8 protein-coding genes and 1 tRNA gene are annotated in these 13,316 nt (G+C 59.0%); 3 read left to right on the forward strand and 6 right to left on the reverse strand.

The window, feature by feature from the left end; translation table 11 throughout:
- Positions 1-107: 107 nt before the first annotated feature.
- Both aguA and LRO94_RS02220 read left to right on the forward strand, forming a co-directional pair.
- Positions 108-1,214, forward strand: coding sequence for an agmatine deiminase (gene aguA / locus LRO94_RS02215; RefSeq protein ID WP_179179658.1), 1,107 nt, complete (start codon positions 108-110; stop codon positions 1,212-1,214).
- A 234-nt stretch (positions 1,215-1,448) separates the two neighbouring features.
- Positions 1,449-1,664: a hypothetical protein gene (locus LRO94_RS02220; RefSeq protein WP_032884982.1), complete on the forward strand. Its 216-nt coding sequence runs from the start codon at positions 1,449-1,451 to the stop codon at positions 1,662-1,664.
- Between the two features lie 90 nt (positions 1,665-1,754).
- Here LRO94_RS02220 and LRO94_RS02225 read toward each other — a convergent pair whose 3' ends face one another.
- A complete protein-coding gene (locus LRO94_RS02225) occupies positions 1,755-3,824 on the reverse strand; it encodes a TonB-dependent receptor (protein WP_179179657.1) in 2,070 nt (689 codons plus the stop codon).
- 410 nt (positions 3,825-4,234) lie between these two features.
- On the opposite strand from LRO94_RS02225, the gene LRO94_RS02230 reads away from it, so the two are divergent.
- Positions 4,235-5,527 (forward strand): OprD family porin, encoded by a 1,293-nt coding sequence (locus LRO94_RS02230; RefSeq protein ID WP_032884986.1) that lies wholly within the window; start codon positions 4,235-4,237, stop codon positions 5,525-5,527.
- 73 nt (positions 5,528-5,600) lie between these two features.
- Here the strand turns inward: LRO94_RS02230 and LRO94_RS02235 are convergent, their stop codons facing one another.
- From LRO94_RS02235 to LRO94_RS02255, 5 genes are all read right to left on the reverse strand, one after another.
- Complete coding sequence (locus LRO94_RS02235) at positions 5,601-7,730, reverse strand: M48 family metallopeptidase (protein WP_179179656.1); 2,130 nt, start codon at positions 7,728-7,730, stop codon at positions 5,601-5,603.
- A gap of 411 nt (positions 7,731-8,141) precedes the next feature.
- A tRNA-Thr gene (locus tag LRO94_RS02240) sits at positions 8,142-8,217 on the reverse strand.
- Positions 8,218-8,338: 121 nt separating this feature from the next.
- Entirely contained in the window at positions 8,339-9,715 is a 1,377-nt protein-coding gene (locus LRO94_RS02245; RefSeq protein WP_032884988.1) for an HlyD family type I secretion periplasmic adaptor subunit, read from the reverse strand.
- Positions 9,705-11,858 carry a type I secretion system permease/ATPase gene (locus LRO94_RS02250; protein ID WP_179179655.1) on the reverse strand — a complete coding sequence of 718 codons (2,154 nt, stop codon included), beginning with the start codon at positions 11,856-11,858 and terminating at the stop codon, positions 9,705-9,707. The genes LRO94_RS02245 and LRO94_RS02250 overlap by 11 nt, the downstream gene beginning before the upstream one ends.
- A gap of 45 nt (positions 11,859-11,903) precedes the next feature.
- Positions 11,904-13,256, reverse strand: coding sequence for a TolC family outer membrane protein (locus LRO94_RS02255; protein WP_032884990.1), 1,353 nt, complete (start codon positions 13,254-13,256; stop codon positions 11,904-11,906).
- Positions 13,257-13,316 lie beyond the last annotated feature (60 nt).

Raw genomic sequence — 13,316 nt, forward strand, 5'->3', positions numbered from 1 at the left:
CGGCTATTACCTGTCATATTTATCGATCATGCTTTTTGATCGCTTTTAAAGCCGATTTTTATCCGTTATAAAGTCGGCCTTTTCCCCCATTCGGAGTCCTGATCGCCATGACCACCCTGCACAGCACCCCCCGCGCCGATGGCTTCCATATGCCCGCCGAATGGGCACCACAGACGCAAACCTGGATGGTCTGGCCCGAGCGCCCGGACAACTGGCGTCTGGGTGGTAAACCGGCGCAGGCGGCTCATGTGGCAGTGGCCAAGGCCATCGCGCGTTTTGAGCCGGTGACCGTGGCGGTTTCTGCCGGCCAGTACGAAAACGCCCGCGCTCGTTTGGACGTGCCGAATATTCGTGTGGTGGAAATGTCCAGCGATGATGCCTGGGTACGCGACACTGGCCCGACGTTCGTGATCAACAACAGCGGCGAAGTGCGCGGCGTGAACTGGGATTTCAACGCCTGGGGTGGTTTTGATGGCGGCCTCTACTCGCCGTGGAATCGCGACTCGCAGGTGGGCGGCAAGATCCTCGAAATCGAGCGAGCACCGCGTTATCGCACCGAAGGTTTTGTGCTGGAAGGCGGTTCGATCCATGTCGATGGCGAAGGCACCCTGATCACTACTGAAGAATGCCTGCTCAACCGCAATCGCAACCCGCACCTTGACCGTTCCGAGATCGAAGCGGTGCTCAGCGCCAACTTGGCTGTGGATAAGATCATCTGGCTGCCGGACGGCCTGTTCAACGACGAAACCGACGGCCATGTGGATAACTTCTGCTGCTACGTGCGCCCAGGTGAAGTGTTGTTGGCGTGGACCGACGATGCGCAAGACCCGAACTACGCCCGCTGCCACGCGGCGATGGACGTGCTGCAAAGCAGCACCGACGCTCAGGGACGCCCATTCACAGTGCACAAAATGCCGATCCCAGGGCCGTTGTATGCCACTGAAGAAGAATGCGCAGGTGTTGACCCGGTGGACGGCACCCAGGAACGTAATCCGACCGTGCGGTTAGCCGGTTCCTACGTCAACTTCCTGATCGTTAACGGCGGGATCATCGCGCCAAGCTTCGACGACCCGCTGGACAACGAAGCCAAGGCCATCCTGCAGAACCTGTTCCCGCAACACGAAGTGGTGATGGTGCCGGGCCGTGAACTGTTACTGGGTGGCGGTAATATCCACTGTCTGACCCAGCAGCAGCCCGCCCCGCACAAAAACTGAGTGCAGTTGTAACAGCGCCTTTCCGGCGGCCGGGTGCTACTCGGTTTCAGCGTCTGCAGCAAGCCCGCGGCCCAGTAAGGCCGCGGGCTTTTTTGTGCCCATAAGCCCGCAAGCACGCGACATTGGCATAGCTCTTGTATCGGTGTTGCCTCAGTGGCCCAAGGTGAGAACTGCACAGTTCTGTCATAAACCTTGAGTAAGTTAGCCGCTCAAGCAGTAGGAGAGAGCGCTGAAATGAACGCCGATATCAACCCGATCTACACGCGCACCTTCCACCCTTTACGGGTTAACAACGATACGATCCATGCGCTGGGGCACTGGTTGAAGGAACACGGCGCGCGGCAGGTCCGGCGGCAATCGGATCTGCGCAGCGTGATGAGTGAACGCTACCCGGTAGGGTTGTTCAGTGATGATGAAGTGCACGCGTTGTGTGACCTGCTCAAAAACTGAACAGCACGGCCATCAAAGGTTTGAGCGAGCCTGCTGCGGCGAGGGGGCTCGCCTGCGTTGTGCGGCGAAGCAGCCCCTCCCACACTTAAATTAAAAGCTGTAAGTCCCCGTCACCACCAGGTTACGCGGCTCCCCCGGCTGAATCTGCGCCACACTGGTTGCTGATTCGTAGTAAGTCTTGTCGGTAATGTTGTTCAGCGCCGCCCGCACGTCCCATTCTTTATGGCGGAACCCGACCAGCGCATCCCAACTGCCATAACCCGGTAGGACCACGGTGTTGAGACTGTCGGCATAACGGTCGCCCACCAGCGTCAGGCCGGTTTCTGCGTACCAGCCCATTTCCGGTTTCCAGGTGATAAACAGGCTGGCATTGCGCTTGGCGACGTCGCTGACGCGTTTGCCTTCAAAGCCATTGTTGTCTTTCTCGACCTTGGCATCCTGCACGCCAACACCGCCGCGTACATACCAATTGCCGACGATCTTGCCGGTGGCCGTCAGCTCCACGCCACGCGAACGCTGAAGGCCGCTGAGCAGAATGATGGTGCGGTCAAGCGGGTCGTTGGTGCGGCGGTTGTAGAGTTCCAGTTCGTACACCGCCAGAGTGGTGCTCAGGCGGTCGTCGAGCCAGTCACTCTTCACGCCGATTTCTTTCTGCTTGGTCAGCTCGGGGCTCAGGTCGTTGACGCTGCCGGCGGCGTTCGGGGTGATGCCGATCAAACCACCCCCTGCCGGTGAGAACGTCTTGCTCCACGAGGCATAGAACGAGTGGTTTTCCAGAGGCGTCCACACCAGGCCGAAACGTGGGCTGGCCTTGCGGCTGTCGACCCCCTCCTGAACATTGAGCAGCTTGTTTTTGGTGCTCACTTCAAACACGTCGTAACGCACGCCGGCCAGCACTTGCCATTGATCATTCAGGCGCAGTTGGTCCTGGACGTAAATGGCGCGGCTTTCGACTTCGGTGTGGTTGTCGCTCGACACGCTCATCCGCCCGGTATGGCTCAAATGACGATTCGGCTGGTTGAGGTCAATGGCCGGCACGGTCAGGCCACCACTGTATAGCTTTGGATCACGACGTTGGCTGCCCAGCTCAAGGCCCGTGAGCAGGCGGTGTTCCAGGCCATAGGTACTGAAACTGCCTTCGAGCTCGACGTTGTTGAAAATGTTGAGGGTGGTCAGGTCCTGTTGCCAGCGTTGGCGCGTCACGCGGTTGTTCGCAGGGTTGTAGCCGGTTTGGTAGGTATTGTCGAAATCGCTGTCGAGCTTGAACACGCCCAGCGTCTGGCGCAGTTGCCAGTTGTCGTTGAGCTCGTAGGTGAGCTTGGAGCGCAGGGACTGGGTTTTGTCGTCGATGTAATCGCGGCTGTCGCCGTAGGTGGTGCTGCGGCTCACATCCGCTGGGCGCCCGTTGACGCCGGGCACGCCGCGATCAGGCGTGCGGTTGTAGCGGCTGTATTCGTATTGCACCAGCCAGTTCAGGTCAGGCGTGAGTTGCCAGCTCATGGACGGTGCAAACAGTTGGCGGCTGCCGCTGACGTCGTCGCGAAAGCTGTTGTTGTCCTGGTTACCCATGTTCAGGCGCAGGCTGATGTTATCGGTGGGGTCCGTGCTCAGGTCGGCATACAGGCTGCGCAAATCGTTGCTGCCGCCTTGCGCCTCGATGCTCGATTTGTGCCCGGCCGTTGGCAACTTGCTCACGCGGTTGACGATCCCTCCCTGACCGCCTCGCCCGTAAAGGACTGCTGCCGGGCCTTTGAGCACTTCGATGCGCTCGATGTTATGCAGGTCGCGCACGTACTGGCTGTCGTCGCGAATGCCGTCCAGGTAGAAGTCATTGCTCGCGTCAAAACCACGGATGCGCACACTGTCGAAACGTGTATCGGCGCCGCTGCTCACGTTGGGGATGCCGCTCAACGCCTGGCCCAGGTCGTTGGTGCCGTAGGACCGCAGGTTCTCAGTCTTCACCGAATCAATTGCCTGAGGCACATAACGCACGGGAGTGGCGGTGCGTGTGGCGGTGCTGGTTTCCTTGATGCGCGGGTCATCTTCGTCAACTTCGGCGCTGATCGAGGTCTCGGGCAAGGTGGTGGCCGCACAGGCAAAACCGGCAGACAGCAGAAAAGAAAGCCCAAGAGTCATGGGTGTCAGGCGAGGGGCAGGCATTGGGAAAAGTATCCAAAATGTTTGGGAGGAGAAAACGCGCTAATGGTAATGCTTTGCATTTGCGCGCGTTATCTATTGCCAAACGTATCCACTTTGATATGTGTTACTGGATGTGTTTTCTTCTTGTATGCGACGAGAATTTTGTCGTTTTCAGACAGGCTATAGGCCTTTGCTTAGAATTATTTCGCCTAAATACAGACGATTCGCGAAATTGACACATAGTTCAACCCGCGACTAGGATTGCGCCCAACGCCTGTGGCTAACCGCCATGACTCATCTAATAAAAAAAGGCCCGCGGCATGTTCAGTCGTCCGCGGGCCTTCTTTTTTCCGGAAAAGTCGACACCAGAAAAGCGACATGGAGCCTGGTGTCACAGTGCGTACTCAACCAGAAATAAGGAATACAAGAAAATGTTGAAGCAACGGATGAGTCTGATCGCTCTGGGGATTTTGAGCGCATCGGCAGCAATGGCAAACGACCAGGAGCAATCCAAGGGTTTCGTTGAAGACAGCCACCTGAACATCGCAGCACGTAACGCTTACATCAGCCGTGACTACAAAAACGGCAAGCAAGACAAAGCTGAATGGGGCCAGGGCTTCATCGGCAAGTTTGAGTCCGGCTTCACCCAAGGCACCGTTGGTGTGGGTGTGGACGTGATCGGTCAGTACGCTATCCGTCTGGACGGTGGTAAAGGCCGCAGCGGCGCGGGCGGTATTAACTTCTTCAAGCAAGGTGACAGCGGCGCAGCAGCCGACGACCTGGCCAAGGGCGGCGCCGCGGTGAAATTCCGCGTATCGAACACCGTGCTCAAGTACGGCGATCAAATGCCGGCCGTTCCTGTGCTGCAGTACGACAACTCTCGTCTGTTGTCGGAAACCTACACCGGTACCTCGATCGTTTCCAAAGAGATCGAAGGTCTGCAACTGGACGCAGGTCGCTTCACCAAGGAAGCCCAAAAAGGTGCTGAAGGCACCGACAGCGGTAACCTGAAGAACATCAGCTACCTGGGCGGCAGCTACAAATTCACCGAAAGCCTGTCGGCTGCGCTGTACGCTTCCGACATGCAAGACGTGCTGAAGAAGCAATACGTCAACGTCAACTACGTGCTGGCCCTGCCAGAGAAACAGTCGCTGACCTTTGACTTCAACGGCTACAAAACCAAGCTGGACAGGAGCTTCGCCGAGCAACGCGGTAATGGCGACGCGCGCGACAACAAAATCTGGAGCCTGGGCGCTACATGGGCTGTTGGTGCGCACAGCTTCACCTTGGCCCATCAGCGCAGTACCGGCGATACCGGTTACCTGTATGGCGGCTACCGTGACAATACCGTGGACACCGGCATCGGCGACGGCGGCAACACCATCCTGCTGGCCAACTCCTACTGGTCCGACTTCAACGGCAAGGACGAGCGCTCCTGGCAAGCCGGCTACGGTCTGGACTTCAGCACCTTCGGCGTGCCTGGCCTGACCTACAACGTGGCCTACGTTCGCGGCACCAACATTGACGACGGCAGTGGCCGTGGCAACGGCACCGAGCGCGAGATCTTCAACCAGTTCAAATACGTCGTTCAGAGCGGCCCAGCCAAAGACTTGAGCCTGCGTGCTCGTGCCTCGTGGTTGCGCGTTTCCAGCAATGCCGACAAGTACAACGTAGGCGGTAACGAAATCCGTCTGTTCGCCGACTACCCGATCAACGTTTTCTAACTGATCGCACGTCACGCCTGATTCCAGGCGATAAAAAACCCCGACTGGTTCGGGGTTTTTTTATGTGCGCGTATCAGTCCTGGCGGCTCTGCAAAATCGTGCGCGCCAACGCGGCATTCTTGTAGTCGAGCATCAAGGACAACCCTTCATAGGGCTCTATCTTTTTATTGTCGATACAGAGCTGTGCCATCAGCAGCAGCACTTGGCGTTTCTTTTTATTAATTCGCACACCGGGAACGCCGAACGCTGTCTTGCGCGTTGCAGGTAATGGCGCCTCGGGCGTCAATTGAAGCGTTATCCAAATGCCCTGGACGAATTGCAGCGAAATCTCTTCGATATGTTCGATGGGCAGCGGCTGCGCCAGGTTATTGAACACAAAATGTTCCGGCGTCAGGCGCAATGCGGTCTGCGGCGCCCGCATGAATCGGCGGATCCCCAGCCACAGCAGGGCCAGCCCAATAACACCCAGGCAAGCGCCCGCGCCGACTGCCGACAGCGGCGTGCCTTTCAAACGCTCCGGGGCGAGCCAGACCCGGCTCAAGATAAACAGTGCAGCCAACACAAAGGGCAGGCCCGACAGCGCCATCAGTACCCCGCGCCACTTTCCTCCTTCATGCAATCTACGATCACCTTCGGTCGAAGCGGCCAGGGTTTCCAGCAGATGGGTATGCGCGGTGTTCTCTGACTCGGCCACTTCCATCACGTCGCCAGACAGCTGCGCGCGCAGGGCCTGTGGTGCGCTGAAGCAGGCATCTATCTGAGCATTCGCCGCGTCGCTATCCACCGCGCGGGTTGCGCTGCGCAGGGCATCGTCCAGCGAAACGTTGAGCGCCTGCAGGCGTTCGCCGTTGGAGGGATGGGAGTCAGTTGGGTGCGGTTGATGAATCGCCAAGGCTTCGGGCGGCAGTTGCAATTGGCACTCACGCAAGGTCGCGAGCACGGCGTCGGGCAGATCTGTCGCCGAGGCAGCGTCACACAATGCCAGCAGTGAGTCCTCTATGTGCGGTTGCAACACCGACACCCGCAACAGCGCTGACGCCGCAGCTGTACTGCCTACCAGTCGCGCACCAGCCGCATCCGCCAGCAATTCGCGCTCACGGCTCCAGTGGTTAACTGCGTCATCAAAGCGCTGCATGAAAAACACACCGAACATGAACGACGGCCGCATCAGCCATCCCTGGATAACATCGCTGGCCAGCATCGTGTTCAACAGCGCTTCCAGGCTGCGATTGACCCCGTCGTAGATCGGCAAAAAACGCAGGCTGTATTCCGTGTCTTTCCCAGCAAAGTGCGCCAGCTCATGGCCGATCACCGCGCCGACTTCCTCGCGACTCAACAGGCCCAGGAACAACAGCGGCACATGCAAGGTGCGCCCCTGCAGCGAAGTGTTCGCCGGTTGCACAGTGGCCTCGCTGGACGTCACGTAAAAGCCCTGAGCCAGGCTCACCACAATATGGTCCGGTGGCAGCGCGCCGAGTTTGCCCGCCACTTCGTTCACATGGCGCCACAACCCCGGCGCCTGCTCGGGCGTCACCACCTGCCCGAACATCTCCAGCGGTTCAGGCGTGAACATCCCCAGCATGTGGCGCAACTGTTTAAGCAACTGCCAGATCGAGTACAAGCAAAACGCCGCAATGACCCCTAGCACCGCCATCAGCTTGACCTCGCCACTACCCAGCCGGCCGATATGCCACATCGCCAAGCCTTCGTAGCTCAACGCCAAGGCGACGGTCGCCGCCATTGCCACCACATGGCTCACCAGCACGTAGGGCAACGATCGGCTGCCGATGGAGAACACCTGCAACAATGTTTCGCGCGATTGCTGCGCACGTCGTCCCGCCCAGTGCGTAGCAAGCAATGCGGTTACGCCAATCAAAGCGGCGACCAGTCCCAGGCCTATCACCCAGAGCGCGATGACGCGCCGTGCATGATTGACGCGTTGCGCAGTGGGCAATTCAGCTTCGTTTCTTTCCAGTCGAGCGATGGCTTCCTGAACGCTGATCAGCCCCTCTGGCGCATCAGCGGTGGGCACACGTTGCATGGCCGCCACCTCTTGCAACTGTTGTTTATAAGTAACGAGGTGGCGCTGGTAATCAATCGACGCCGCAGTAGCGGACTCCGCCCGCTCGCGCTCCCAGCCACCCAGGGCTGTCAGCAGCAACGGGAAAATCACCAGTAGGAAGATCAACTTCAAAGCGTTCATAGAGGTCCGTTCACAACGCGAGGGAATTGGTTATACCGAAAAAGCGGAAACGACGGGATAGGGGCATTTTGATCTATTGCCCGCCGATGGCAGGTTCAGGCTGATCAGGGTGGAACTCCAGAAACAACAAAGCCCCTGCATTTCTACAGGGGCTTTGTCTTATATGGCGCGGTCGTCGTCTAAAAGCTAGGTGCGGCGGTGGGCTTGGCTGAACGGCAAGCCGAATCGGAGAGCGGGGCAGTGGTGTGCGCTTTAAGAACACTCCCTCTTTATCTAACTACCCAACCCCAAAATCGATGGTATCCATAAGGTTTTGGCGGAGTTCACGGAACGCCAAAACGAAAAAACCCGCCAGAAGGCGGGTTTTTCGGGGATTCCAGAGATTTTGAAAGCCTTCTCTGGAACCTTGTATGGTGCCGGCACCAGGAGTCGAACCCGGGACCTACTGATTACAAGTCAGTTGCTCTACCAACTGAGCTATACCGGCGTGTTAGGGCGACGATTATAGCGACTGAAAAGGTTCTGTAAACCCCTGAAATCTGACTATTTTTGCGAAAACCCAAGTTTTCGCAAATCTCCCCACATTTCTACGCGTCACCCGCCAAGAATCAACGCTCGTGCATTGCCTCTGCACGGGATTTGATGATCGGTTTGAGCAGGTAGCTCAGGATGCTCTTCTTGCCGGTGATGATGTCCACCGACGCCACCATGCCGGGGATGATCAGCAAGGGCTTCTCATCAGTGCCCAGGTGGCTGCGGTCGGTGCGCAGTTTGATGATGTAGAAGGTGTTTTTCTTCTCTTCATCCATCACGGTGTCGGCACCGATGGTTTCGAGTTTGCCTTTGAGGCCGCCGTAGATGGTGTAGTCGTAGGCGGTGAATTTGATCATGGCTTCCTGGCCGGGGTGGAGGAAGGCGATGTCTTGTGGGCGGATTTTCGCTTCGACCAGGAGTGTGTCGTCCAGTGGGACGACTTCGGCCATGTCGCTGCCGGGCTGGATCACGCCGCCGACGGTGTTGACCAGCATCTGCTTGACGATACCGCGCACGGGCGAGGTGACCATGGTGCGGCTGACGCGGTCTTCCAGGCCTTTGGACGTTGCCTGAGCCTTGCTCAGGTTGGTGCGGGCTTCGTTCAGCTGGGCCAGGGCTTCGCTGCGGAATTTGCCGCGTGTTTCGTCGACCTTGCGCTGCACTTCGTTGATCGCCGCCTGGGCGCGTGGGATGGCCAGGGTGGTGCCGTCGAGCATGCCGCGGGTTTCAACTTCCGAGCGTTTGAGGCGCAGCACTTCTACCGGGGAGATTGCGCCTTGCTGTACCAGTGGCTCGGACATGCCGATCTCCTGGCGCAGCAGGTTCAGGCTGTTGCGGTATTGCTCCTGCTTGGAGCTGAATTCGCGCAGCTCTTGCTGGCGTTGCAGCAGTTGCTGTTGCAGCCCGCCAATCTCATCGGCCAGTTGCTGGCGGCGGCTGAGGTACAGGGATTCTTCGTTCGAGGCCTGGTTAGGCACGGCTTTGCGTGCGGCATCGGTGATGTTCAGCGGGCGGTTGTCGACTTCCGCGCTGAGACGCTCCACGCGCAGTTCCATGGCCACGCGGTCGGCTTCGGTTTCGCCGACGTTGGAGGCAAATCGGGTGTCATCCAAGCGAATCAGCGGCGCGCCGGCTTCGACGATCTGGCCTTCGTGCACGTAAATCTGGGCAACGATGCCGCCCTCCAGGTTCTGGATCTTCTGAATGCGCGACGAGGGGATCGCCTTGCCTTCGCCCTTGGTCACTTCGTCGATGATCGCGAAGTGTGCCCACAGCAGCAGGAACACGAAGAAGCCGATCACGGCCCAGATGGTCAGGCGCACGATGCGTGGTGCGTCGTCGATCAGCGCCTTTTCGACTTCGGGCAGTGGCTGATCATCGAGCGAGTCGCTGCCCTTGAAGTAGCGGAAGATGACGTCTTTCCAACGGCCTGGGCCGGACTTAAGCAACACTGATCTGCCCCTTTTTCAGCGCTTCCATAACGGCCGCTTTTGGACCGTCTGCGAGGATCTGGCCACGGTCGATCACCAGCAGGCGATCTACCAGGCTCAACAGCGAAGCACGGTGGGTGACGAGAATCACCGTCTTGTTTTCGATCACCGACTGCAAGCGCTGTTTGAGGCGCTCTTCACCGGTGTTGTCCATGGCGCTGGTGGGTTCGTCCAGCAGCAGAATCGGCGGGTTCAGCAGCAGCGCACGGGCCAGGGCAACGTTCTGGCGTTGACCGCCGGAGAGGTTCTGCCCGCGCTCGCCCACTTGCAGCTCGTAACCTTGTGGGTGCAGCCTGGCGAACTCATGCACGCCGGCGAGTTCTGCGGCTTGCAGCACCATCTCATCGTCCACGTAGCGCGCACCCGAGAGCAGGTTGTCACGCAAGGTGCCGGCCAGCAGTTGGATGTCTTGGGCGACGTAGCCGATGTTGTGGCGCAATTCGCTGACGTCGATCTGGCGGATGTCTACGCCGTCCACCAGCAACGAGCCGGAGTCCGGCTGATACAGGCCGACCAGCAGCTTGGCCAGCGAGCTTTTGCCCGAGCCGCTGCGGCCGATGATGCCGATTTTCTCGCCGGGACGAACATTCAGGTTGATCCCGCGCAGAGCCAGGGTTTGCTGGTTCGGGTACGTAAAGTCGACCTCGCGGAACGTCATCGCGCCTTGCAGGGTTTTGCGGCTAAGCGGGCGTTCGTCGAAGTTGCGTTCCTGCGGCAGTTCCATCATCTGGTCCACCGAGACCATCGTCACCTTGGCTTGCTGGTAGCGCGTCAGCAGGCCCGACAGCTGGGCCAAGGGGCCAAGCGCACGGCCGCTGAGCATGTAGCACGCCACCAGGCCGCCCATGCTGAGGGTGCCATCGATGATTTGGTACACGCCGAAGATAATCATCGCCACGCCCGCCACTTGCTGGATCAGCAAAGTGATGTTCATCGCCAGGCCGGACAGCACTTTGACTCGCAGCTCTAGGCGGCTGAGGGTGCCAATGGTTTGTTCCCACTGGTACTGACGTTCGCTTTCGGCGTTGTTGACCTTTACCGCGTCCAGCCCGGCGAGGGTCTCGATCAGGCTCGATTGACGCTCGGCACCCAGGGCCATGGTGCGCTCAAGTGTTGCCGTGAGCGGTTTTTGCAGGAAGTGGCCGATGCCCAGGGCGAGTGGGAAGGCGACGATGGGAATCCACACCAAGTGGCCCCCCAGCAGCGCGATCACGCCGAGGATGATCAGGGTAAAGGGCAAATCGATCAGGCTGGCAAGGGTCAGGGAGGTGAGGAAGTCGCGCATCCCCTGAAACTCGTGGATGTTGGAGGCGTAGCTGCCGACGCGCGCCGGGCGCATTTTCATCGACATACCCACGATGCGCTCGAACAGCGTCGCGGAAATGATCAGGTCGGTTTTCTTGCCCGCCAGGTCCAGGCACAGACTGCGCATGCTCTTGAGCAGCAGGTCGAACAGGTAGGCGCCACAAATACCAATGGCCAGCACCCACAGGGTGGCGGTGGCCTGGTTCGGCACCACGCGGTCGTACACGTTCATGACAAACAACGGCGCAGCCAGAGCGATCAGGTTGATCACCAGGCTTGCGGCGATAGCGTCGGCGTACAGCCAGCGGGAGCGTTTGAGGGTGTCTTTGAACCACGAACGTGCGCGGGGGATCAGCGTGCCGCTGGTGACGTCAAATTTATGCTGCGGTTGGGCGAAGAAAACCCGACCGCTGTAATCCTGAGTCAGCGCCTCACGGGTGACCTGGACTTCGCCGCCGTCGCTTTCGCTGAGCAGCAGGCGGGCGGTATCACCCTCCCATCCCAACAGCACCGCACTGCGTCCTTCCTTTAATAGCAACAAGGCCGGCAATGCGATGGAAGGGATCTGCTCCAGCTTGCGCTGCAGCAAACGCCCCTGCAAACCCGCCCGGGCTGCTGCGCGCGGCAGCAAGTCCGGGCTCAGGCGCTGCCCCGCCAAGGGCAGGCCGGTGGTCAGCATGGCCCGGCTGGCAGGCTTGTAATGCAGCGAACAGAGAGCCAACAACCCATCTAGCAATGGGTCGTCATGCTGAGCGCGCGGGTCATGGTGAAGTGGCGCCAAACCTATTTCGGAATCCAAGCTGACTCTCTCTTAAACGGTTGTGTGGTCCAACGCCGTCAAGAATCAGTTCATCCCTGGCAGGTTTACCGACGGTTTAATATCGTTTTGCACAACTGATGCCATCGGAGCGACTACGCCCTGACTTCTCAGCAATTGGCCCATGTCGGCCTTGATACGGTACTGGGTGTAAACGTAGAGGCTTTTGATCTGCGCCAAACGTTGCTGAGCGGTGAACAGTTCGTTCTCGCTGTCGAGCAAGTCGAGCAGTGTACGCTCACCGAGGCTGAACTGCTGCTGGTACGAGGTGCGCACTTTGGTGCTGCGGTCGACGTACTGCTGCGCGATCGGCACTTGCTGGCTGGCGTTGTTGTAAGCGTTCCACGCCAGGCCCAACTCTTCGTTCAACTGACGCAAGGCGTTGTTGCGGATATCCAGCGCCTGGGTGGCCTGGGAAGCCTTGGACTGCAGGCTGGCCTTGTCGCTGCCGCCGTTATACAGGTTGAACTGCATGTTCAGCATCGCGGAGTAGCCATTGTCATGGCCCTCTTCGCCGCCGATGTTGTTGTTGGCCGAGCGTTGCAGCACTGCATCAAAGCGCGGGTAGAAGGTCGACTTGGCGGCTTCGTACTGCTTTTCGGCAGCGGCGATGTCCGATTCGGCCGAGCGCAGCACCGGGCTGTCAGCAATCATCTGGCGGCGCGCGTCTTCCAGGCTGGCTGGCAGCAGGGTCACCACGCCCAGTGGGCGTTCCAGTTGGTCGGGCTCTTTGCCGACAACGCTGAGGTAGTTGGTGTTGGCGTCAGCGAGGTTGGTCTGCTCGGTGATCAGGTTGTTTTGCGCCTGAGCCAGTCGGGCTTCAGCCTGGTCCATGTCCGCCATTCTTCCGACGCCACGGCTGGTGCGCAGTTTGATCTGGTCAAAAATGCGTTCGTGGCTCTTCAGGTTGTCTTCTGCCAACTGCACCATCTCGCGACGGGTCAAGACATCCAGATAAACCTGAGCAACGGTCAGTGCAGTGCGCTCGGAAGTATTGAGCAGCGCATACCCACGGGAATTGGCGGTGGCTTGTTGGCGGCCGACTTCATTGATGGTGCCAAAGCCCTGGAACAAATTTTGTTGCAGGCGGATGGTCGATTCGCCGCGGTTCAGGGTTTTCCAATCGTGGCTGTTGCTGGCGGCGCGGGTCGAGGTGTTGTCTGAGCTTTCACGGCCATAGCCGCCCAGCAGGTCGACTTTAGGCAGGTAACCGCCCTGGGCCTCTCTGACCTGATAGTCAGCAGCAATGCGCGCATTGATTGCGGCCTGGATCTCCGGGTGGTTTTTCACGGCATCTTGCATGGCTTCGGGCAGGGTCTGAGCCTGGACGAAACTGGCGGCTAGAGCAAAAGGCACAGCTTTAAGAAGGTGCAAACGCATTCTGATGTTTCCCCGGGGATTGGTTGCCTGAAAAACCGCAACAAACTTGGAATATTGCAT

Origin of the sequence: Pseudomonas sivasensis (genome assembly GCF_021391435.1) — a bacterium.
GTDB classification, from domain to species: Bacteria; Pseudomonadota; Gammaproteobacteria; order Pseudomonadales; family Pseudomonadaceae; genus Aquipseudomonas; species Aquipseudomonas sivasensis.